Source organism: Snodgrassella sp. M0110, assembly GCF_016101465.1.
Taxonomy (GTDB): domain Bacteria; phylum Pseudomonadota; class Gammaproteobacteria; order Burkholderiales; family Neisseriaceae; genus Snodgrassella; species Snodgrassella alvi.
This window is the reverse complement of the sequence record NZ_JACFQM010000010.1, coordinates 38,788-61,254: the sequence shown is the minus strand read 5'-3', so window position 1 is coordinate 61,254 and position 22,467 is coordinate 38,788. Positions and strand designations below refer to the sequence as shown.

At 46.3% G+C, this 22,467-nt stretch carries 20 protein-coding genes; 11 read left to right on the top strand and 9 right to left on the bottom strand.

The genetic code is table 11. The annotated features are described in order from the left end of the window. Positions 1 to 52: 52 nt before the first annotated feature. From H3T84_RS10555 to H3T84_RS10535, 5 genes are all read right to left on the bottom strand, one after another. The gene (locus H3T84_RS10555) at positions 53 to 511 is read right to left on the bottom strand and encodes a hypothetical protein (protein ID WP_025331505.1); all 459 of its coding nucleotides are present in this window, start codon (positions 509 to 511) and stop codon (positions 53 to 55) included. A gap of 143 nt (positions 512 to 654) precedes the next feature. Next, positions 655 to 1,494: a MurR/RpiR family transcriptional regulator gene (locus H3T84_RS10550; RefSeq protein WP_038649038.1), complete on the bottom strand. Its 840-nt coding sequence runs from the start codon at positions 1,492 to 1,494 to the stop codon at positions 655 to 657. A gap of 238 nt (positions 1,495 to 1,732) precedes the next feature. Further along, on the bottom strand, positions 1,733 to 2,725 hold the full coding sequence (locus tag H3T84_RS10545) for a nucleoside hydrolase (protein ID WP_198219054.1): 993 nt from the start codon (positions 2,723 to 2,725) through the stop codon (positions 1,733 to 1,735). 80 nt (positions 2,726 to 2,805) lie between these two features. Continuing rightward, a complete protein-coding gene (locus H3T84_RS10540) occupies positions 2,806 to 4,203 on the bottom strand; it encodes an MFS transporter (RefSeq protein WP_198219053.1) in 1,398 nt (465 codons plus the stop codon). Between the two features lie 49 nt (positions 4,204 to 4,252). Continuing rightward, on the bottom strand, positions 4,253 to 5,053 hold the full coding sequence (locus tag H3T84_RS10535; RefSeq protein WP_198219052.1) for an inner membrane protein YpjD: 801 nt from the start codon (positions 5,051 to 5,053) through the stop codon (positions 4,253 to 4,255). A 223-nt stretch (positions 5,054 to 5,276) separates the two neighbouring features. Here H3T84_RS10535 and ffh point away from each other — a divergent pair, with 223 nt between their 5' ends. The 5 genes from ffh (at position 5,277) to hpaC (ending at position 11,583) form a co-directional block, all read left to right on the top strand. Beyond that, complete coding sequence (ffh, locus tag H3T84_RS10530) at positions 5,277 to 6,635, top strand: signal recognition particle protein (protein WP_174834115.1); 1,359 nt, start codon at positions 5,277 to 5,279, stop codon at positions 6,633 to 6,635. Positions 6,636 to 6,830: 195 nt separating this feature from the next. Then, the gene (locus tag H3T84_RS10525; RefSeq protein ID WP_078475000.1) at positions 6,831 to 6,995 is read left to right on the top strand and encodes an SEC-C metal-binding domain-containing protein; all 165 of its coding nucleotides are present in this window, start codon (positions 6,831 to 6,833) and stop codon (positions 6,993 to 6,995) included. A gap of 424 nt (positions 6,996 to 7,419) precedes the next feature. Next, complete coding sequence (locus H3T84_RS10520; protein ID WP_198219051.1) at positions 7,420 to 10,269, top strand: valine--tRNA ligase; 2,850 nt, start codon at positions 7,420 to 7,422, stop codon at positions 10,267 to 10,269. Positions 10,270 to 10,598: 329 nt separating this feature from the next. Beyond that, positions 10,599 to 11,051, top strand: a complete 453-nt coding sequence (gene hpaR, locus H3T84_RS10515) for a homoprotocatechuate degradation operon regulator HpaR (protein WP_037475056.1) — start codon at positions 10,599 to 10,601, stop codon at positions 11,049 to 11,051. Position 11,052: 1 nt separating this feature from the next. After that, positions 11,053 to 11,583, top strand: coding sequence for a 4-hydroxyphenylacetate 3-monooxygenase, reductase component (gene hpaC / locus H3T84_RS10510; protein ID WP_232346184.1), 531 nt, complete (start codon positions 11,053 to 11,055; stop codon positions 11,581 to 11,583). Between the two features lie 101 nt (positions 11,584 to 11,684). Here the strand turns inward: hpaC and fba are convergent, their stop codons facing one another. From fba to H3T84_RS10490, 4 genes are all read right to left on the bottom strand, one after another. Continuing rightward, on the bottom strand, positions 11,685 to 12,749 hold the full coding sequence (fba, locus tag H3T84_RS10505; RefSeq protein WP_025331513.1) for a class II fructose-bisphosphate aldolase: 1,065 nt from the start codon (positions 12,747 to 12,749) through the stop codon (positions 11,685 to 11,687). A 128-nt stretch (positions 12,750 to 12,877) separates the two neighbouring features. Beyond that, positions 12,878 to 13,813 carry an ABC transporter ATP-binding protein gene (locus H3T84_RS10500; protein ID WP_198219050.1) on the bottom strand — a complete coding sequence of 312 codons (936 nt, stop codon included), beginning with the start codon at positions 13,811 to 13,813 and terminating at the stop codon, positions 12,878 to 12,880. Next, positions 13,807 to 15,357 carry an iron ABC transporter permease gene (locus tag H3T84_RS10495; RefSeq protein ID WP_198219049.1) on the bottom strand — a complete coding sequence of 517 codons (1,551 nt, stop codon included), beginning with the start codon at positions 15,355 to 15,357 and terminating at the stop codon, positions 13,807 to 13,809. The genes H3T84_RS10500 and H3T84_RS10495 overlap by 7 nt, the downstream gene beginning before the upstream one ends. 145 nt (positions 15,358 to 15,502) lie before the next feature. Then, entirely contained in the window at positions 15,503 to 16,510 is a 1,008-nt protein-coding gene (locus H3T84_RS10490; RefSeq protein ID WP_037394268.1) for a thiamine ABC transporter substrate binding subunit, read from the bottom strand. 97 nt (positions 16,511 to 16,607) lie between these two features. Here H3T84_RS10490 and H3T84_RS10485 point away from each other — a divergent pair, with 97 nt between their 5' ends. The 6 genes from H3T84_RS10485 (at position 16,608) to H3T84_RS10460 (ending at position 22,352) form a co-directional block, all read left to right on the top strand. Then, positions 16,608 to 17,252: a pyrimidine 5'-nucleotidase gene (locus H3T84_RS10485; RefSeq protein ID WP_084562505.1), complete on the top strand. Its 645-nt coding sequence runs from the start codon at positions 16,608 to 16,610 to the stop codon at positions 17,250 to 17,252. Between the two features lie 72 nt (positions 17,253 to 17,324). Further along, entirely contained in the window at positions 17,325 to 17,594 is a 270-nt protein-coding gene (locus H3T84_RS10480; RefSeq protein WP_025331518.1) for a hypothetical protein, read from the top strand. Between the two features lie 81 nt (positions 17,595 to 17,675). Then, positions 17,676 to 19,046, top strand: coding sequence for a bifunctional UDP-N-acetylglucosamine diphosphorylase/glucosamine-1-phosphate N-acetyltransferase GlmU (glmU, locus tag H3T84_RS10475; RefSeq protein WP_198219048.1), 1,371 nt, complete (start codon positions 17,676 to 17,678; stop codon positions 19,044 to 19,046). 325 nt (positions 19,047 to 19,371) lie between these two features. Beyond that, positions 19,372 to 19,614, top strand: a complete 243-nt coding sequence (locus H3T84_RS10470) for a FeoA family protein (RefSeq protein ID WP_051506485.1) — start codon at positions 19,372 to 19,374, stop codon at positions 19,612 to 19,614. Further along, positions 19,611 to 21,935 carry a Fe(2+) transporter permease subunit FeoB gene (gene feoB, locus H3T84_RS10465; protein ID WP_198219047.1) on the top strand — a complete coding sequence of 775 codons (2,325 nt, stop codon included), beginning with the start codon at positions 19,611 to 19,613 and terminating at the stop codon, positions 21,933 to 21,935. Before H3T84_RS10470 ends, feoB begins: the two co-directional genes overlap by 4 nt. A 144-nt stretch (positions 21,936 to 22,079) precedes the next feature. Then, positions 22,080 to 22,352 (top strand): FeoC-like transcriptional regulator, encoded by a 273-nt coding sequence (locus H3T84_RS10460; protein WP_100115984.1) that lies wholly within the window; start codon positions 22,080 to 22,082, stop codon positions 22,350 to 22,352. Positions 22,353 to 22,467 lie beyond the last annotated feature (115 nt).

Genomic DNA, 22,467 nt, shown 5'->3' with positions numbered 1-22,467 from the left:
TACATTGATTAACCAGTATTTATAGAATGAGGCTGTAAAGTACGCTTTTAAATCAATCAGTATTTTTACCAAGCTTGCGCTGGAAAATACGGTAGCTGGCAGCAAATGCAGCAATAGCCGCACCAATCAGCGCACCACCGATAAACATGGAAACTAAATCAACAGTTTTGCCCACATCCAGACTGTCCAGTATCTGTTTAGAACTCAGTTTCTGGCTGCCCGGGCTGCTCATGCCTTCAATCATATGGCGATTATTACATTTGGGCAGCAAGACATTCTGATCAGCAGCCTGTGGAAATGTTTGTCTGACTGCCGTTTCACACTGCTGAATCTGTGCCGGCGTAACCAGATTAAACCAGCCGCCGATATACAGTCCTCCGGCAAGCAGACAAATAGCAATAATGCCTACCAGGATGGCAGAGCCTCTTTTCTGCTGCGTAGCCACTCCTGAAGTTTTAACGTTTTTCTGCTGTTCGGTCTGACGTTTAATTTGACGGGTTTTGTTACTCACTAGCGCTCATTTCGTTGTAATAATTTAAGATAAATACCGTGCCTGAGGGGGCAATGAAACCCGCTGACAACCGGCAGAAACTTTATCCAGGTAATCATATTGGCTGATAGTAAATCATACCAAAAGCTGTTTTTCTGCTGAAATTAATTTTGTAAAAATTTCAGCTTAACCCCTGCCTTGGTTTTTGCCAGCATTTCGCTTACATTTTCGCCCAGATGCAAGGCCAGGCCGATAGTCAGCATATCAACTACCATCAGCTGCAGCAGACGGGAAATCATCGGGGTATATTTTTCGCTGTCTTCAGGGGTAACAACACTAATGACACAGTCACAGGCTTGTGCGACGGGTGATCCGGCACGGGTAAGAGCGATTACTTTTGCACCGTTACCCCTGGCAATTTTAATTGCATCAAGTAAATCTCGTGAAGAACCTGAATGCGAAATAACAACCAGCACATCTTGTGGTGACAATACGGCAGCAGCCATCAGTTGTACGTGACTATCAGTATAAGCAACTGTAGACAAACCAAAACGGAAAAGTTTGTGCTGAGCATCCATTGCAACAATACCTGAATTGCCTGCCCCATAGAATTCTATACGGCGAGCCTTGGCCATCAGCCTGACTGCGGTTTCCAAGTCAGCCGCATTAAGGGATTTACGGCTGCCAAGCACCGTGGCTGCGGTACTGGCTATAACTTTATTCAGCACATCCTGCATAGAATCGGTGCTGTTAAGCTCTTCATGAACATACGGCATACCGTCATGGCCGATACTGGCGGAAAGATTGAGTTTAAATTCAGGTAACCCGCTATAGCCCATGGTACGGCAAAAACGGATAACCGTAGGCTGGCTGACGCGTGCCTCTTTGGCAATAGTGGCTACAGCTGCGTGTACGAACCACTTGGTCTGCGCCAGTACACATTCAGCCACCCGGCGTTCCGCTGAAGATAATTCAGGTAATTTCTGACTGATTTTGGCTAACATTATGCTCTCCTGTTTTGTTGTTGCCACAAAACAGGAAGAGAAATATTGATAATTAATTTATACATGGTAAACCTGCTGATTTCTCTTGTATTGCGTGCCTATCCTAACACTGAAATAAACAAATGCAATATTTTGATGCGGATTATCGTTATCATGATGGTTATTAAAACCATAAATATTTATTATAGCGGTATTTAGAACAGATTTTTGTTATTACTGTAAGATATTCTAATATTTTCTAGCAGCGATACTGACCTAATGCATTAAATATAATTTCAAGTAAACGCTGATTATCTACCTGCTCCATTACATTAACAGGCTGATGACTGACTGGGGGCATACCGACAGTCAGTCTGAGTGCACCCTCTTTCCAGCGACGGCTGCTGGCACGGGTACAGTCGCGCGCAGTGGATACATCAACAATATAAGGTGAGCTGGTAACAATGCTTTCATCAATCAGCTTGGCGACACACAATACATCATGAATCCAGCAACCGTCCAGCTGACGTGTTTGAATAGAATAGTCCATCCACGGACGTGATGTACGGACAATAAAATCTGCAAGCGGATTGGCAAAGCTCTGAAGTTTATCCAGATCCTGATGGGTGAGCAGTGTCTGTGTAGTTACGTCCAGCGGTGCAAGGGTAATATTGGCTCCACTTTCGATAACAATTTTGGCTGCTTCAGGGTCAACAGCGAAGTTGGTGTCCTTAAGATAGCTGTCTAGCTGAAATACACCACCCATGATGACAATTTCAGCAACAGACCGGGCAAAATCAGGATAAAGCTGGATGGTATGGGCAATATTGGTTAACGGACCAATAGCCACCACGGTAATTTCACCGGGGTTATTACACACCAGTTCACCAATTGCCTGAGCTGCATGTGGCGCACTGTGATCATTTAATGGCGGCAGCGGTGGCAGATTGTCCCATAAAGACAATAATCCCTGTTTGCGTACATTATTATCCAGTTGTTCACGCCATGGGGCAGCCGGTTCAAGTAATGCCTGAGCAGCTCCTTTTACTACCGGGATGCTTTGATTCAATTCCTGCATTAATTGGTGCGCTACCTGAAAACCGGTATCCCGTGGTGTATTACCGGCTACAATGGTAATCAATTCCAGTTTAATTGAATCTGCAGCCAGTGCCAGTGCCAGTGCCAGCCCGTCATCTACATTCGCGCCTGCAATACCATTACCGGGATCACAGTCAATTACGATACGCTTCATAAATATTTACCTGTGCTTCAATCATAACGGAGTCAGTAACTGACTCCGTTATTGGTGATTCTATCAATTTGTTAAAGCAGTTAAATAGCGTCTTCTACTGCATTCAGGTCGCGTCCGCGAGTTTCCGGAGCATAGAATGTAGTTATAAAGCCAATGCCTGCCATTGCTGCAAAATAAATTGCAATCGGCCACCATATCTTGTAATGATCCAGCAATGCTGTGGCAACTAATGGCGCAATACCACCTGACATGATACCTCCGAGCTCTTTGGCCAGAGCCATTTTAGAGTAACGATTACGCACCCCGAACAGTTCTACCCCATAGGCTGCCTGTACACCGAAAATACCCAGTGACGCCAGACACATACCAATAACAATAATACTGGCTACGATAAAAGGATCTCGTGTTTCCAGAAACATATAAGCCGGAACAGCATACAGCATCAGCAGAAAACAGAACCAGCGGTAAACAATACGACGGCCAAACCGGTCGGATAACCAGCCGGCAAACGGAATCACAAAAAAGCCTAACAAAGACGCAACAAATACCGCAGAAGTCGCAACGTTTTCATTCATTTTTAGAGATTTGACTACATAGCCGATAACAAATGTCTGCGCCAGGTAAGATGGGCCATTTTCACCAATACGTAAGCCCAGCATAACAAAAAATGCTTTATTACGTGCCAGAAAGGAAGTTTTTTCAGCTGTCACCGTAGTTTGTGAAGCTGATATTTCAGTTTTTTGCACCCGGGACTGTTTAACTTCATTTTGTTCCTGCTCGAATACCGGAGTTTCCCGTAAATGGCGGCGAATAAGAGTAGCGGCAAGAGCAATCAGTGCACTGAGAATAAATGGTATCCGCCAACCCCAGCTGGCTACATCTTCTTTATCCAGCATTAACACCAGCAGCCAGACAGACGAAGCGACCAGTGTACCGCTGTTGGAACCAATACCGATAATGGAAGCAATCAGACCGCGGTGTTTGGGTGGTGCATATTCTCCCAGCACTACTGTAGCGCCGGAAAGTTCGGCACCGGCTCCGAAACCCTGCATAAAACGCAGTAAAACTAGAAGAACTGGTGCCCATATCCCGATAGTGGCATAGCTAGGAATAAAACCAATCAGTGTGGTGGAAATGCCCATCAGAGCAATAGTAGTTACCAGTACAAATTTACGTCCTTTAAGGTCGCCAAGACGGCCAAAAAATATGGCACCAATCGGGCGGGCAACAAAACCGACTGAATAAGTGGCAAAACTGTACAGAAGAGAAATTGTGTACGTTTTTCCCGGAAAAAATACATCTCCGAATACCAGCCCTGCGGCCAGACCGTATAAAGCAAAATCCACATACTCCATGGTGGTTCCGAGCCAGCAGGAAAGTGTTGCTCTAACAAATTCCCGTCGTCCTTCAGGTGTGGCTAAACGCTGTTCAGCTGCGCTCTGCTTCGAGCTGTCAACTGACGATTGCAAGTCACTCATTCAAATATCCTATGGTTACAAATCAGGGTGAAACTAGTTACAAAAAAGATTAAAACAAAATTTCCAGCACAAATTTGCTGCCAAAATAAGCCAGCATCAGGCTGACAAATGACACAATAACCCACCATGCCACTTTTTTCCCGCGCCATGCCTGCATATGATGTCTGAGCAGGATAACCAGATAGATTATCCATGACAGCACGCCGAATACCGTTTTGTGGTTAAAACGTGCCGGCTCACCAAATACAGCTTCGGAAAATACTGTGCCGCTGACAGCCGCTATAGTCAGCAGCACAAAACCCGCCTGCAGGCCCTGAAACATTAATTTTTCAATAGCCAGCAAAGGCGGCAGGAATGATTGCTGCGGAACAGTTTTACGCCGGTGCAGATAATGATTGCGTACCAGCATGAGCACAGCCAGCAGGGTTGTAATGCCAAAAAGGGCATAAGCCAGCAATGCCGACAAAACATGTATCATGAATGCTGTATTGTGCATCGGATAAGCAATAGCCTGTCCGGGCAGCAGTAAGGCAATCAACAGCACGAGTGCCGAACAAGGAAACAGTGCCAGCTGCAATCCCTGCAGGCGATAGCGAAAACTGCCTACCCAATACAGCAGTACTATTAACCAGGTAATCAGATCGAGTGCCTGACCAAACCCTACCAGCAGCACTTGTTGCTGTATCATTGGCTGCCATACGACAAAGGTATGCAGCAACAATATCAGCAGTAACAGTGACTGCTCACCCCGCAGCGGGTAAGGCACATCAGTATGACGTTGCCAGAACCGCCATGCCAGTACAGAAAGCACGGCATAAGCAAGAATAAGCACCAGCAGCAATAAGCTCATGATTTTTCCGCAGCAATAGCGCGCCAAAAATTAGCGCGGATAGTGTAAAATAGGTATTGATTATTGCTATGCCTGCCCATAATTCGGGCAGGCATAGCAACGGGTTGCCATTTTATAACCAAATCACTACTTATCATACCCACTTACTCTGTGAGTTAGCTGAAAACAGGCAACTTTCACCAGATATATACAAACCGCTTACAATTAGCCGGAGATGGTTTCGATGTTAGACAATCTATCAGATCGCTTTAGTAAAATCGCGAAAACTCTGCGCGGACAGGCGCGTTTAAGTGAAGACAATATCAAAGATGCTCTGCGTGAAGTGCGTATGGCATTACTCGAAGCAGACGTTGCCCTGCCAGTTGTAAAAACGTTTATGGCTTCGGTAAAAGAACGTGCAGTAGGTCATGATGTTATTGGCAGTCTTACGCCCGGACAGGCTTTTATTGGTGTGGTAAACGATGCTCTTACCGAACTGATGGGCACACAAAACAGCAGTCTGAATCTGGCTGCAGTTCCACCAGCCGTGGTTCTGATGGCAGGTTTGCAGGGTGCAGGTAAAACCACCACGGTAGGCAAACTGGCCCGGCTGCTGAAAAATGAGCAGAAGAAAAAGGTGCTGGTGGTTTCTGCCGACGTATACCGTCCGGCGGCAATTGAGCAGTTAAAACTACTGGCACAGCAGGTTGAAGTGGACTTTTTCCCCTCACACGAAGGTGAACAGCCGGTGACCATTGCATTGAATGCTCTGGATCATGCCAAAAAACATTTTTATGATGTACTGATGGTGGATACTGCCGGCCGGCTAGCTATTGACCAGAAAATGATGGATGAAATCCGGCAGATACATGCAGCGATTAATCCGGTAGAAACTCTGTTTGTAGTAGACGCCATGCAGGGTCAGGATGCCGTAAATACGGCACAGGCTTTTAATGATACGCTGCCTCTGACTGGTGTGGTACTAACCAAAATGGATGGTGATGCCCGTGGCGGCGCCGCTTTGTCTGTACGCCATGTAACCGGCAAACCGATTAAGTTTATTGGTGTAGGTGAAAAAATCAACGGTCTGGAACCGTTTTATCCGGATCGTCTGGCTTCACGCATTCTCGGTATGGGGGATGTACTTTCACTGATTGAAGATGTGCAAAAAGGCATTGATGAAAAAACCGCGCAGCAGATGGCAAAAAAACTGCATAAAGGCAAAGGTTTTGACCTGAATGACTTCAAAGCACAAATTCAGCAGATGCGTAAAATGGGTGGGATTGAATCCATTATGGCGAAGCTGCCTGGCGATATGGGGCAAATGGCCAAACAGGTGCCGGAAGGTACAGCAGAAAAAGCCATGGGACAGGTGGAGGCTATCATTAACTCGATGACAGCCAAAGAACGCGCCAATCCGATGCTGATTAAAGCCAGCCGTAAACGCCGCATTGCCAATGGTTCCGGTGTTACTGTTCAGGAAGTAAATAAAATGCTCAAACAATTTGAACAGTCGCAAAAAATGATGAAATCGTTTACTAAGGGTGGTATGGGCAAACTGATGCGTCTAGCCAAAGGCATGAAAGGTATATTACCGCAATAATCCAAGTCTTCAATACGCTGCCTGAATTCATATTCAGGCAGCTTTTTATTTTCTGCTATTTCCCTGAAAAATAGCTTATAACAAGTATCCTGTATGGATAATCTTATATTTTTACAGTAAAATATTCCGAGCAATTTATGATTGCTGTTTAATTACATTATCTTAAAAAGGAGTACACGATAATGCGCAAATTTAATGATAAAGGCTTTTTTTGAGCCAACCAGCAAACGCCGCAGAGGTTTTCCGTCAGAAACCAACGTTAAACGCGGACTGATAAGAACTGTTCATGGTGACAAAGTTCTGCATGAAAAGCTGGGGCGCAATGATCCCTGTCCATGCAACTCCGGCCGCAGCTTTTAAGAAGTGTTGTCTGAAAACCGGGTGCTTTCGATGGCAGCAACAGACATGACTACTTCCGCTAATGTCTGCTAGTAATCACTGCTACTGAATTAATCCACTTTTAATTACTTCCCCCTGTATTCTACGCATACCGGGGGATAATTGATTGGGATTCTGCACTAGTTTTACTCCACTTACACAGATAATAAACAGATAAAGCAGCAGAAATATACATTTATTAGTTAATTATCCGCCTGTACTGATAATTTTCATATATGGCATTCGCTTAATAATTAATCGTTTATTCGACTTAACCTGTATTTTGAAAATAAGACCGTTTGCTTTGATATCCGGATTCTGACAAAAGCGCATCGTCTTAAACCATGCCTCAGCGCATGGGTTATAATCAGAATCTTATTTTTTGATTTTTTTCCAATTCATAACTATGTTAAACACCCAATATTCTCCGAGTGAAATCGAAACCCGTTTATATCAGCAATGGGAACAACGCGGCTATTTTGCACCGTCACTGGATTTAAGCAAATCTTCTTTCGCTATTCAGCTGCCACCACCTAATGTAACCGGTACCCTGCATATGGGGCATGCATTTAACCAGACTATTATGGATGGCCTTACCCGTTATCACCGCATGAAAGGTGAAAATGTGTGCTGGATTCCCGGTTCTGACCATGCCGGTATTGCTACGCAGATTGTGGTGGAACGCCAGTTGGCAGTAGAAAACATTACCCGCCATGATTTAGGCCGGGAAGCATTTATTGCCAAAATCTGGGACTGGAAAAAATTCTCTGGCGGCACCATTACCGAACAGATGCGCCGTGTCGGCTGCTCTGTAGACTGGAGCCGTGAATATTTCACAATGGACGATGTACGTGCCGAAGTGGTTAGCGAAGTATTTGTACGCCTGTTTGAACAGGGTCTGATTTATCGCGGTAAACGGCTGGTAAACTGGGATCCGGTACTGGGTACAGCTGTATCAGATCTGGAAGTGGAAAATATCGAAGAAAACGGCCATATGTGGCATATCCGTTATCCGCTGGCCGATGATCCGGATAATGCTTTGATTGTTGCCACTACCCGTCCGGAAACTTTACTGGGCGACGTAGCCGTAGCGGTACATCCCGATGATGAACGTTATGCCGATTTCATCGGAAAACAGTTGGTGCTGCCGTTATCCGGTCGCACTATTCCGGTGATTGCTGATGAGTATGTAGATAAAGATTTTGGTACCGGCTGCGTTAAAATCACACCGGCTCACGATTTTAATGACTATGAAGTGGGTAAACGTCATCAGACTGCACTGATTAATGTGCTTAGTCTGGATGCCAGAATACTACCGCAGGCAGAAGTATTTGATTTTCAGGGTCAGACTCAGGCTGGTATTACGTTACCGGCACAATATGCCGGACTGGATCGTTTTGCTGCACGCAAACAGATGATCGCAGACCTTGAAGCTCAGGGTTTGCTGGTAAAAGTGGAAGAACACAAACTGATGACACCTAAAGGTGACCGTACCGGCAGTGTAATCGAACCAATGCTGACCAGTCAGTGGTTTGTGGCTATGACCCGCAGTGCTGATAATAATGTTGCCAATCCCGAACCGGAATCAGAGTTTAAAGGTAAAACCCTGACTGAAAAATGTATTCATGCAGTGGAAAGTGGACAAGTACGCTTTATTCCGGAAAACTGGGTTAATACTTATAACCAGTGGATGAACAATATTCAGGACTGGTGTATCTCCCGCCAGTTGTGGTGGGGTCACCAGATTCCGGCATGGTACGACCAGAACGGCCGTGTTTATGTAGCACGTAATGAAGCCGAAGCACAGGCACAGGCGGGTGAAGATGCGGTTCTGACCCGTGACGAAGATGTACTGGACACTTGGTTTTCTTCAGCTCTGGTGCCATTTTCTACGCTTGGCTGGCCGGAAAAAACACCGGAGTTGCAGGCATTCCTACCCTCTCAGGTATTGGTAACCGGTTATGAAATTATTTTCTTCTGGGTAGCACGCATGATTATGATGACTACCCACTTCACCGGCAAAGTACCTTTTCATGATGTATATATTCATGGCATGGTGCGTGACCATGAAGGTAAGAAGATGTCCAAATCTGAAGGTAATGTCATTGACCCGGTGGATTTGATTGACGGTATCGATCTGGAAAACCTGCTGGTTAAACGTACTACCGGTTTGCGCCGCCCGGAAAAAGCGCCGCAGGTAATCAAAGCGACACAAAAACTGTTTCCTGACGGCATCCCGGTATTCGGTGCTGATGCTCTGCGCTTCACTATGGCCAGCTATGCCAGCCTGGGCCGCAGTATCAATTTCGATTTCAAACGTGCCGAAGGCTATCGTAATTTCTGCAATAAACTATGGAATGCCAGCCGTTTTGTGCTGATGAATATTGAAAATCATGATTGCGGGCAGGATGAAAGTCTACCGCTAAGTTACAGCTTTGTTGATAAATGGCTGCTGACCCGTTTGCAGCAAACCATTTCAGCAGTGAGTGAAGCACTGGACACCTACCGTTTTGATATGGCTGCTCAGACCTTATATGAATTCATCTGGAATGAATACTGTGACTGGTATGTAGAACTGGCCAAAACTCAGTTGCAACGTAGTGATGAAGCACAGCAACGCGCAACGCGGCGCACACTGGTACGTGTTCTGGAAGTAGTGTTGCGTCTGTTGCATCCGATTATGCCGTTTATCACTGAAGAACTGTGGCAGACTATTGCACCACTGGCTAACGCAAAACATACTGACAGCATCATGCTGGCCGCATGGCCACAGGCTGACAGCAGTCTGAATAATGCTGATGCGGTAAATCAGATGCATTATTTGCAGGAGCTGGTTAATTCAGTACGCAATTTGCGTGGTGAAATGGGGCTGGCGATGAGTGTAAAAGTACCTTTATTGGTTGAAAGCAATACCGATCTGGGTGAAATTCTTCCATATCTGCCACTGATGGCACGTCTGAGTGAAGCCAGACAGGTAACCCATTTGCCAGAAAGTGACGATGCTCCGGTAGCAGTATGTCAGGGTGTGCGCTTGATGCTGAAAGTCGAGGTAGATAAAGCAGCTGAAACGGCGCGCTTACAGAAAGAAGCAGAAAAATTACAGAAAAATATCGACAAAATTGAAGCAAAACTGGCGAAACCGGGATATACCGACAAGGCACCTGCACATCTGGTAGAAAAAGATCGTTCAGAATTGAATCAATTACAGGATAAAATAACCAAAATTATACAACAGTTGCAAAAATACCATAATTAAATTATTTACATTTTTCTATAACCATCAGCCCAAGAATGTATGTATAAGCTAGATAAACTGGCAGCATATATATATGCATTCAGGCTGATGGTATTTTAATAATTATCAAAAATATTGCAATAATAAGTAAAAAATTCAATTTTTATTCTAAAACAACCCATTATTTAAATACAATGTACTTGTTTTGTAATTTATTTACACATAATTATTCAAATTTATAATAATATTATGTAAAATTGATAAAAAATGATTTATAGATTTTATTTATAAATCGTATTTTGCTTAATTTTCATGCAAGCTGGATATATTGTAAAGATTGGAGTTATCAGGTGGTTAATACGTCTAAATATTCGTCTCTCAACATCGGCCTAATTCAGGCTCGTGAAGCATTACTTTCCCATTTTCGCCCGATGCTGAACGATATTGGCATTACCGATCAGCAATGGCGTATTACCCGTTTACTGGCAGAAAATGGTATCATGGATTTTCAGGATTTAGCTAAACAGGCCTGTATTTTGCGTCCAAGCCTGACCGGCATCCTGACAAGACTGGAAAAACTGAATTATGTAGTCCGTCTCAAACCTTCCAATGATCAGCGACGGGTTTTTCTCAAGCTGACCCCAATCGGAGAAAAATTGTATGAAGATTTGTGTCGTTCAGTAGATGCACGTTACAAAGTACTGGAACAGCGTTTTTCTCAGGAAAGATTACAACAACTGAGCTCAATGCTGAAAGAATTTACCAACATCGCAATAGATAAAGAAGAATCAGAAACCGAATAAAATGAATCAACCACTTTCAGCCATGGCTTTGCTGTATCGCGAAGCTATGTCAAAAGTTGCTGCTGCAGTACATGTTATTACTACAGAAGGTTCAGCAGGCCGCTATGGCATTACCCTCACTGCTGTAACCTCGGTAACAGATACACCCCCTACTCTATTATTATGCATTAATCAAAACGCCCGTATTCAACCGATTCTTCGTGCCAACGGGCGTTTATGCGTTAACGTTCTGGCTTCATCTCAGCAGGATGTTGCGGAACATTTTGCCGGAATAACATCAGTTCCGGTAACCGAGCGTTTTCTGCAAAACGACTGGCAAAATCATCACCACTCCGCTCAGCCTCAGTTAGTAGGAGCACTGGCGCATTTGCACGGGCACATTGTCGACAGCCATAATATGGGCAGCCACAGCGTATTTTATGTAGCAGTTGAGCACATAAATATTAATTCACAGGAAAATCAGGGATTACTGTATTTTCAGCGCCGGTTTACTCAGACTGCCATACCATTTTGTGAAGCAGACTGTGTCTGAATCAATTTTCTTGCCACACCGGCAGATAAATTAAAAAGCAGTATATAAAACAATAATGGACTGTCCTTTCCCGGACAGTCCATTATTACATGTAAAAATACTTATTTTACAATCTGTACCAGCTCGCCGGCTGCGTAACGATTTGCCATTTTTTCCAAAGAAATTGGTTTAATCTGACTAGCATGACCGGCAGCTCCAAAGGCCACATAACGATCAATACAAACCTGCTTCATGGCTTTAATGGTTTCAGTAAAGTATTTACGCGGATCAAATTCTGCCGGATGCGTAGCGAGAAAACGGCGGATAGCACCTGTGCTGGCCAGACGCAAATCTGTATCAATATTAACCTTGCGTACACCGTATTTAATACCTTCGACAATTTCTTCTACCGGCACACCATACGTTTCCGGAATATTGCCGCCAAATTCGTTAATCACCTGTAACCATTCCTGCGGTACTGAGCTGGAACCATGCATAACCAGATGGGTATTAGGTAAACGTTCATGAATTTCACGGATGCGGTCGATACGCAGTACTTCCCCTGTCGGCTTACGGGTAAATTTATAGGCGCCATGGCTGGTACCAATAGCAATGGCCAGAGCATCAACACCCGTATCCTGTACAAAACGCGCTGCCTCATCCACACTGGTGAGCATCTGTTCATGGCTGAGTTTACCTGCCGCACCCACACCATCTTCCTCACCGGCATCTCCGGTTTCCAGATTACCCAGACAGCCGATTTCACCCTCTACTGATACACCGCAGGCATGTGCCATATAGACAGTTTTGCGAGTGACATCTACATTGTATTCATAAGTGGAAGGTGTTTTGGCATCACTCAGCAGCGAACCATCCATCATCACCGATGAAAAGCCCAGCTGAATTGAACGCTGACATACTTCCGGTGATGCACCATGATCTTGATGCATCACAACCGGAATATGCGGAAATTCTTCAATGGCAGCCAGAATAAGGTGCCGTAAAAACGGGGCACCGGCATATTTGCGTGCACCAGCACTGGCCTGCACAATCACCGGAGCGTTAACTTCATCGGCCGCTTCCATAATCGCACGCATTTGTTCAAGATTATTGACATTAAACGCCGGCAGGCCATAACTGTTTTCCGCAGCATGGTCGAGCAGTTGGCGCATAGAAACTAAAGCCATGAGGTTCTCCGTGTGTACTTGCAATAATTGGTAAAAAAATCGGCGCAATTATACCACTATGCACCGTTTTTGTAGGCATGAGCATGCATTCTTCCACTAATTCAGTTTACCGCCAAACAGACACTTTATTACTGAAAGAAAACAATTTGTTGATGTTGCACCGTTAATGGCAGCCAATCTCCTGTCTGCACAGCGTAATGCAGCGGCAGCCACCAGCGTAATATTCCGTATTGCGGATGCAGCAACTGTACATCATACGATCTGGCTGTTAAACATACTTCTGTTACCTGTACCTGTGTTCCGTTTTCAGGATCATATTGCAGAGCGTTTTGCGGAATGTAACAAACATCGCTGACATTATCACAACCCAGTAAACGCGCAGCCCATGCATCAGCCGGTCGTGCCAGCAATTGTACAGCGGTACCCTGCTGTATCCAGCGGCCATGCCTGAGCAGACAAATACGATCAGCCAGCGCAAAAGCCTCCAGCGGGCTGTGAGTAACCAGTACAGCCGGACATTTTTGCTGACGCAATAAACGCACAGTTAATTGCTGCAAACTGGCACGCAATGTTGTATCCAGTGCTGAAAATGGCTCGTCCAGCAACAATGCCTGTGGTTGCAGAACAAGTGCTCTGGCCAGTGCCACCCGTTGCTGCTCTCCGCCGGATAATACATCTACCTGCCGGGCAGCTGCTTCAGACAGCCCTACCTCGGCAAGCATTTGCATGGCCTGCTGTTGTGCTTGCGGTTTGCTTACCCCGTGCATACGCAGTCCGAAAGCCACGTTTTGCCACACATTCAGATGCGGCAATAAAGCATAATCCTGAAACATCAGCCCGATACGGCGCTGTTCCGGCAATAAAAAAGTTATATTTTCTTTGTTAATAAAAATATTGCCGCTATCAGGTTGTACCAGACCGGCAGCCATATTCAGCAAAGTTGATTTACCGCTGCCGCTTTCTCCCAGTACCGCTACCAGCTGACCGTCGGCCACCTCCAGACTTAAATCCGCGGCAACAACTTTATCGGAAAATTTTTTATTAATTTGTTGCCAGCTCAGCATAGATGCGTTTCCTTTTTGTCCTTACTCCATTCCACTAACGCAAATATCAGTATGGTCAGCATCATCAGCAGCAAGGTCAGCACCATCGCACGGTCATAATTATCCCGTCCGGCGGTACTCAGATAATGATAGATCAATGTAGTCAACGTCTGCCATTCCGGCCGCGACAGAAACAGCGTAGCCGCAAACTCACCGATACAGGTAGCCGCAGCCAGCGCCAGCCCGCGCTGCAAAGCCGGTCGTAACAGGGGCACAATAACATACAGCAATACTTGCATGCGGCCGGCACCGAGTGTACGCGCAGCCTGTGTATAACTGTCAGGCAAACTGTCCCAAGCGGCCAGTACATCCTTAGTAATAAACGGATAAGCCAGCAGCGCATACGTACATATCAGCATACTTAATGATGCTGTCCAGCCGGGATAACACAACAACAGCCCGAATGACACACACACCGGTGATACCATAAATGGTAAAAATGTCAGACTGCGCACCCACATCAGCCGCTTTGCCAGCGCAGCATGCAAAAAACCCAGCAGTAATGCCAGCATGATTGCCATTAAAGTAAAGCTTAAAGTATTCAGTACTGCCTGCCACGTTGTACTTTCCAGTAATACCAGCCATGAACTGCCAGCCAGCAAAGCACGCCAGCACACAGCCAGCAGCGGTAGCGCACAACACCCCAGCAACAGCAGCAAAGCCATTACCAGTCCGGCTTTCTGCCCGGTTGTCGGCAATTGCGGCGGCAACATCTGTATCACTGCCTTCTGAGCCGAATATCTACTCAGAACCGCATATATAATAGCGGACAGAAAAGTTGTGGCCAGTACCCACAACACCAGCACGCCCGCCTGTGCCATATCCAGCTCATAAGCTATCAGCTGATAAATCTGCACTTCCAGCGTAATGTAATGCTCACCGCCAAGCAATAAAGCCAGACCAAATCCGGAAAAACAATACAAAAACACCAGACACATACCACCGGCCAGCCATGGCAGCATCTGCGGAATTTCAATCCTGACAAAACGCTGCCACGTTCCGGCACCCAGTGTCTGTGCCGCATACATACGTGTTGCCGGTACCTGACACAAACCCTGATAGCCGGCACGTACCATTACCGGCAGATTAAAAAATACATTACCGTATAACAATAACCATGGCGTACCTTCCCAGCCGCGCCACAATAAACCCTGTGCTCCAAACAATGCCAGAATACCCACACCAGCTACCAAGGTGGGGATTACAAACGGCAGCATCAGCAAACGCAGTACCCAGTTTCGGCTGCTAAACTGCAAACGGGTAACCGTCCATGCTACCGGTACACCCAGCAACAACGTCAGCACGCTGCTGATAGCAGCCTGTGAAGCTGTCCAGCCCAGTAAGCGACGCATATATTCGTCCTGCCACACCATACGGAAACTGTCTGCATCCGTTTGTTGCAGCATTGCCTGCAATGGTAACAGCACCACAGCCAGCAAAAAAAACAGCGGCAGTAATGAAAACAGCACCGGCAGCAATTTTTGCCCGAAACTGACAACTTTCATCCCAATACCGTTTACATCTTTATTTACCAGACGATTACCTCAGATTCAGTATTTGTATAACCAAACAGGGCATACCCATGCCCTGTTTTTATTTCTTACTCCGGCCGCAATAAACAGCCGCATGGCGACAGTACAGGTTATTTGTTCAGCGCTGCACTACCTTTACCCATTGTTTAACCCAGCTTTGCTGCTTAGCTGCCATATCAGCCATACTTGGCTGCGTTACTGTAGTCGGAATTTTTACATGAGCATATACCGGCGGCAAAGACACGCCTTTTACAGCCGGATAAACCCACATGGATGTCGGAATGGCATTCTGTACCTGATTGCTTTGCAAATATTGCACCAGTTTAGCGGCCAGTGCAGGCTGACTGGCATGATTCAGCACCGCAGCACCTTCTATATGACGGAACACTGCCCCTTTAAAGCGTAAATCGGCAGTTGGCGGTGTTTTGTATTTACCCTTACCATAATAAACTTCCGCTATCGGACTGGAAGCATAGCTTACCACCATCGGTCGGCTGCCTCCGTTCAAGGTAAATTCAGTGTAATAGGCCTCACTCCAGCCTTTAGTCACTTTTACACCATTTTGGCGCATTTTAGCCCACCATTGCCAGGTGCCCTGCTCTCCTAAGCCGCCAATATTCGCCAGCAGAAAACCCAGTCCCACACTGGAAGTGGCCGGGCTGGGCACAACGAGTAAATCGCGATAAGCTGGGCTGGCCAGTTCTTCCAGCGAGCGCGGCACAGCTTTGCCATGTTTCTGAAACCATGCCTTGTCATAATTAATCGTAATATAGCCGTAATCCACTGCCAGAGCCTGCGGCAGAGAAACATTAACCGGACGACCGGACGGCTGTGCCTGAGCAAACAGTTTAAACTGCTGAGCCTTAGCAATATTACTGTTATCCAGACCATATACTGCATCAGCAATTGGTTTAGCACGAGTTAAAATCAGCTTGTTGAGCATTTCATTTCCGCTACCGACTTTAATCACAGTCAGTTTCACATTATTATCATGCTCAAACTGAGCCAGAACATTTTTAGGTAAAGCAAATGAATCATGTACAGCCAAACGTACCTCTGTCTGTGCCTGTGCAACCATACTGAGTAACAGACACAGCACTCCGATTAACCACTTACCTGCTTTCATTCCGGTCTCCTGCCATTAAAATCATTAGGTATTCTTCATATACAATCATACCCGTTTTAGACGTTTATAGTAAAAATCTGACGCCATCTTACAAATCATGACAACTCATTACTGGCTATTTGACCTCGACAATACCCTGCATCAGGCTGATGCGGGCATATTCGGTATTATCAATCAGCACATGACAGCCTATATAGCCACCACCCTGAATATCGACGATATTGCCGCTTCCCGGCTGCGTCAGCAGTACTGGCAGGATTATGGCGCTACACTGGCCGGACTGCAAAAACACCATCCGGAAATCAATCTTCAGGAATTTCTGCTGGCGTGTCACCCGCTGGAACAAATTTTGCCTCTGTTGCAGCCTGTGCCGCAAATACAGCATACCCTGACCCATTTGCCCGGCTATAAAGTCGTTTTTTCCAATGGTCCCAGCCATTATGTACAGGCACTGATCAGTACCATGCAAATTGAATCACATTTCCATGCCCTATTTGGTACTGATAATGTACAAATGCTTTACAAACCTCATCCGCATGCTTACCACAGTCTGTGCCGGCAGCTGCATATCCGCCCTGAGCAATGCATTATGGTAGACGATAGCCTGTCCAATCTGAAAACAGCACATACACTGGGCATGCGAACAGTATGGTTCGGAACACACAGCCATCCGGCTACCGGAATCGATGCTGCTGTACCGGATATGCACAGTCTGCTACAGATTGCCCCGTCTCTGTTATAAAGCAACTATACGCAGGCACACAAATTCTCTACAATATCCCTGTACAAACGACTAACCTCAAAGGACAACACCATGCGTGCCGGAATCTGTTTAATTTGCGGTCTACTGGCCATCAGTGGCTGCACATGGGAAACCTATCAGGATGCCAGCGGACAGACAAAACTGCGCCAGAAATATGAACCGGGTACACGTGTGGTTTATCAGGATGGCACCTACTCACACAATATGCGCTATAACAGCATGCGCCCCGAACCACACGTGATGAAACCCACTGTAGGGGATGCAGACGAAAAATTACCGGCACACACACACTGGTCAGATTCAAACAGTAGTGCCGAATAATTCAGATACATCAGTACAGGGCTGCCGGAATCATGCCAGATTACCGACAGCCCGTTTTCACATCTTAATATATACAAATTTATGGCTAATTCACCCTTAAATATCGTCATCCTTGCAGCCGGCAAAGGTACCCGGATGTATTCACGCCTGCCCAAAGTTTTGCATGAAATCGGCGGTATCAGCATGCTGGAACGTGTTATTAACACCGCACAGAGTCTGCATCCGGACAATATCACCGTCGTTATTGGCCACGGCAAAGAGCTGGTACGGGAACGAATTCAGGCAGACGTGTGCTGGGTGGAACAAGATCAGCAACTGGGTACCGGCCATGCAGTCAAAATGGCTCTGTCATATTTATCCGACAGCGGACGCACTCTGATTCTGTATGGTGATGTACCTCTTATCGATCAGCAAACACTGGAAGAATTACTCAGCACCGCCGGTAAAGACGTAGGATTACTGACCGACGTTCTCGACAATCCGTCCGGCTATGGCCGCATCATCCGTCAACATGGCAATGTTGTCGCCATTGTTGAAGAAAAAGATGCCAGCGCAGAGGAAAAAGCCATTTGCGAAACCAATACCGGTATCTTTGTACTACCTAATTGTCAGCTGACCCAATGGCTCAATGCGTTGCAAAATAACAATAGTCAGCAAGAATACTACCTGACTGATGTCATTGCACTAGCCCGACAGGACAATATTCCCGTTCATCCGCTGCAAGTGCGTACATCATGGCTGGCAGCCGGCGTTAATAACAAACTGCAACTGGCACAGCTGGAGCGCATCCTGCAACAACAGCAGGCTACAGCACTGCTTCAGGCTGGCGTAACTCTGCGTGACCCTGCCCGTTTCGACTTACGCGGACAGCTAACCCACGGGCAAGACGTAATAATCGACATTAATGTCATTCTGGAAGGGAATGTAGATCTCGGTGACAACGTTTCCATTGGTGCCAATTGTGTGATTAAAAACGCCACTATCGGCTCCGGTACCATCATTCACCCCAATTCCCATCTGGAAAACTGCAATATTGGCAGCGATGCCCGGGTTGGTCCGTTTGCACGCCTGCGACCGCAGGCACAGATTGGTGACGCAGTGCATATCGGTAATTTTGTCGAAGTTAAAAACAGCACCATTGGCTATGGCAGCAAAGCCAATCATCTTACCTATCTGGGCGATGCCACTATTGGCGAAAACAGCAACATTGGCGCCGGTACCATCACCTGTAATTATGACGGAGTTAACAAATACCGTACTACCATTGGTAATCATGTCCGCATCGGTTCCGGCAATATGCTTATTGCGCCCATCACCATAGGTGACCGTGCCACTACCGGTGCCGGCAGTACTCTGAGCAGGAACTGTCCGCCAGACAAACTGACACTGTCACGCAGTCGCCAGACAACTTTGTCAGAATGGCAGCGACCAGAAAAAAACAACGAGAAATAATCTCTTTATCAGCCCGCCAGTGCTATTCTACCTGCCGGGCTGATTATCTTATTCACTAATCTTTCCTGCCTTTACATCTGTTTCACCAAACCCGCCATACTTTAATCAAAAGCATTACATATCTGCGTTTAAAAAATACACAAACTAATTATAATTCGCAAAATAATCACTTTATTCACTATATTCTTCACAAAAGAACTAAACAAAGCATTTTCTCTTAGCCATTCATACAAGCAAATTAACAGGCAAAAGTAATATCATGTACAATAAAAATGATTCCCAATAATAACAAAGACACCTTACCTACTACTGAAGGTCAACCGCAGTGCCAATACTTACTCTTGATCAACTACCGTTTGGTCAGCCGGCAGTTATAACCCGACTGTTGCCCGAATCTCTGCCTTTCCGCCGGCGTCTGTTAGCCATGGGCATTACGCCCGGCAGCCACGTTACCGTAATCCGTACAGCACCATTAGGCGATCCACTGGAAATCAAAACCCGCGGATTTTACCTATGCCTGCGGCGCAGTGAAGCACAAGCCATCGGCGTAGTTGAGGCGACACAATGAAAATAGCATTAATCGGCAATCCCAATAGCGGCAAAAGTACGCTTTTCAATGCGCTTACCGGTTCACGCCAGCAGGTCGGCAACTGGCCCGGGGTAACTGTAGAACGCAAAACCGGTAGTATCCAGATAAACCAGCAACAGGTAGAAATCATCGACCTGCCCGGTACCTATGCCATAGAAAATCTCGACATAGCTGCTTCTCAGGATGAAATGATTGCGCGTGAGTTTGTTCTCAATGAACCAGACAGCCTGATCATCAACATTATCGATGCCACTAATCTGCAACGCAGTCTGTACCTGACTTTCCAGTTGCTCGATCTCAAACGGCCGATGCTGGTCGTTCTCAACATGATCGATGCCTTGCATAACATAGGGGAAAATATCAACATCAGCACACTAAGCAAACAGCTTGGCTGTCCGGTTATCGCCATTTCCGCTGCACGAAAAACCGGAATACCGCAACTCAAACAGGCAATTGCACAGGCCATCACCAACCCTGTAGCTGCCCATCCCGAGTTGGATACTCTTGGTAGCAAACAAAGCACCATTATCCGCAACTATCTGGCTCAGCTTCCGGCCGATAGTGCCGTACACCAGCTCGACCAGTGGTCGCTGATCGAATTGTTACTTAAACAGAACCCCGTTTCTCTTACTGAAACCGAAAAACATATCCTGCAACAATGCCGTGATGCCCTGTCTGACTGGTGTAACCATGAAATCGACGTTGCCCTTGCCAGTGCCCGTTATGATGCCATCGATAAGCTAAGCCGCTCTGTAATTGAAAAGCCGCGTGAAGCAAATCTGTCCTTATCCGATAAAATTGATCGCATTACTCTGGGCCGCTATACCGGCATCCCGTTTTTTCTATTCGTCATGTACCTGATGTTTATGGTAGCGGTTAAATTCGGCTCTGTATTTATCGATTTCTTCGACATCCTCTTTGGTACCATATTTGTCGATGGCTTCTCCGCCCTGCTCACCAGACTCGGCTCTCCCGAGTGGCTGATTGCTATTCTGGCCAATGGAATCGGCAGTGGTATTCAAACAGTGGCCACATTCATTCCGGTTATTGCAGCCATGTTTCTGTGCCTGTCATTTCTCGAAGATTCCGGCTATCTGGCGCGTGCCGCAATGGTAGTCGACCGCGGCATGCGTGCCATTGGTCTGCCAGGCAAAGCCTTTGTTCCTATGCTGGTCGGTTTCGGCTGTGGTGTACCCGCCATTATGGGCACCCGCACACTGGACTGTGCCCGTGACCGTCTCATGTCTATCAGCATGATACCTTTTATGTCCTGTGGTGCCAGACTGCCGGTTTATACCCTGTTTGCTGTTTTGTTTTTTCCTGAAAACGCCTCAACCGTGGTTTTTATCCTTTATCTGCTCGGTATCGGTGTTGCCATTCTTACCGGTATTATTCTCAAGCACACCCTGCTGCCCGGTGACATTACCCCTTTTATTATGGAAATGCCCGCTTATCGTTTGCCCACATTGCGCGGCATGCTTTACCTGACATGGTCACGTTTGAAAGGATTTATTTTCCGTGCCGGACAGGCCATCGTACTCATGGTAACCATTCTCAGCCTGCTTAACTCACTGGGTAGCGACGGCTCATTCGGCCACAATGACAGCAGCCAGTCTGTACTGTCGGTTGCCAGTCAGAAAGTTACCCCAGTATTCACACCTATGGGTATCAATGAACAAAACTGGCCGGCTACGGTAGGTATATTTACCGGTATCTTTGCCAAAGAAGCCGTCATTGCCACCCTCAACTCCCTGTACTCTATGAAAGCGGAAGAGGATGGCGGAGAAGAAATCTTTAATTTTCAGGCCGGTGTCATCAAAGCCCTAAACACCATACCAGCCAACTTAAACGAACTGGCCGGTTCCTTTCTCGATCCTCTGGGGTTTAGTGCGCTGAATCAGAGTGCTGACAGCGTACAGCAGGATATGGACATGACCGGACGCACAGTAACCAAACTGGAAACCTCCTTCGGCAGTAGTGCCGCCGCAATGGCCTATCTCATATTCATCCTGCTATATACACCGTGTGCGGCTGCGCTAGGTACCATTTACCGCGAAGCCGGCGGACGCTGGATGCTGTTTGTAGCCGGCTGGACATTCTTTACCGGCTGGAGCTGTGCCACCATTTACTACCAGTACCACCAGCTTAGTCACAGTACCAGCGCCGCATACTGGATTGGCGGAGTAGCCTGTCTGTTTATTCTTGTTGTTTGCAGCATGAAATTTATCGGCAGCCGGCGTCAGACTTGCCAGATAACCATGAAAAACTGCCCGCACAGCAAAAGTAGCTGCTGTCACTGAGTAATCAGGCATTTTTACTAATTACCAAAACTTATTTACCTGAACAGATAGTGATATTTGCAAAATCATCACTATCTGTTTGCATTCAGTTATCCAGACAGCAGGAACAAACCATCAGCCAACCCAGATAAAGGACTACCGGATATGCTTATCACTGCCATTCGTGACTACCTTATCACTATCGGACAAGCCAGCCTGCAGGATTTGTCCCGCCATTTTCAGGTACAGGAAAGTGCCATGGAGCAAATGCTTAATTTTTGGCTCAGAAAAGGGATCATCCGCCAGATAGGTCCTTACCAGCCTTCCTGTCAGCAAAGTAAATGCAGCGACTGCTTTATTTGTCCTGAAGGTGCCAGAAAAATTTATCAGGCCGTCACCGGCACAGACAGAACCATTCCGATTAGCCGCTTAGCCTGAACCAGCAAAAATTTCAAATCTGACTTACCTGGATGCAGAACTGTTTTTTCAGGTGAAAACACATTAACAATTTGCCGGCATAAATCAATACCACTAACATATCCCTAAACCAGAT

Excerpts from the sequence above, each read along its gene's own strand:
- hpaC (WP_232346184.1), top strand. The coding sequence starts at position 11,053 with ATGAATCAACCACTTTCAGCCATGGCTTTGCTGTATCGCGAAGCTATG.
- H3T84_RS10500 (WP_198219050.1), bottom strand. The coding sequence starts at position 13,813 with ATGCTGAGCTGGCAACAAATTAATAAAAAATTTTCCGATAAAGTTGTT.
- glmU (WP_198219048.1), top strand. The coding sequence starts at position 17,676 with ATGGCTAATTCACCCTTAAATATCGTCATCCTTGCAGCCGGCAAAGGT.
- H3T84_RS10490 (WP_037394268.1), bottom strand. The coding sequence starts at position 16,510 with ATGAAAGCAGGTAAGTGGTTAATCGGAGTGCTGTGTCTGTTACTCAGT.
- feoB (WP_198219047.1), top strand. The coding sequence starts at position 19,611 with ATGAAAATAGCATTAATCGGCAATCCCAATAGCGGCAAAAGTACGCTT.
- H3T84_RS10545 (WP_198219054.1), bottom strand. The coding sequence starts at position 2,725 with ATGAAGCGTATCGTAATTGACTGTGATCCCGGTAATGGTATTGCAGGC.
- H3T84_RS10540 (WP_198219053.1), bottom strand. The coding sequence starts at position 4,203 with ATGAGTGACTTGCAATCGTCAGTTGACAGCTCGAAGCAGAGCGCAGCT.
- H3T84_RS10460 (WP_100115984.1), top strand. The coding sequence starts at position 22,080 with ATGCTTATCACTGCCATTCGTGACTACCTTATCACTATCGGACAAGCC.
- H3T84_RS10495 (WP_198219049.1), bottom strand. The coding sequence starts at position 15,357 with ATGAAAGTTGTCAGTTTCGGGCAAAAATTGCTGCCGGTGCTGTTTTCA.
- H3T84_RS10535 (WP_198219052.1), bottom strand. The coding sequence starts at position 5,053 with ATGAGCTTATTGCTGCTGGTGCTTATTCTTGCTTATGCCGTGCTTTCT.
- H3T84_RS10550 (WP_038649038.1), bottom strand. The coding sequence starts at position 1,494 with ATGTTAGCCAAAATCAGTCAGAAATTACCTGAATTATCTTCAGCGGAA.
- ffh (WP_174834115.1), top strand. The coding sequence starts at position 5,277 with ATGTTAGACAATCTATCAGATCGCTTTAGTAAAATCGCGAAAACTCTG.
- H3T84_RS10525 (WP_078475000.1), top strand. The coding sequence starts at position 6,831 with ATGATAAAGGCTTTTTTTGAGCCAACCAGCAAACGCCGCAGAGGTTTT.
- fba (WP_025331513.1), bottom strand. The coding sequence starts at position 12,749 with ATGGCTTTAGTTTCTATGCGCCAACTGCTCGACCATGCTGCGGAAAAC.
- H3T84_RS10520 (WP_198219051.1), top strand. The coding sequence starts at position 7,420 with ATGTTAAACACCCAATATTCTCCGAGTGAAATCGAAACCCGTTTATAT.
- H3T84_RS10480 (WP_025331518.1), top strand. The coding sequence starts at position 17,325 with ATGCGTGCCGGAATCTGTTTAATTTGCGGTCTACTGGCCATCAGTGGC.
- H3T84_RS10485 (WP_084562505.1), top strand. The coding sequence starts at position 16,608 with ATGACAACTCATTACTGGCTATTTGACCTCGACAATACCCTGCATCAG.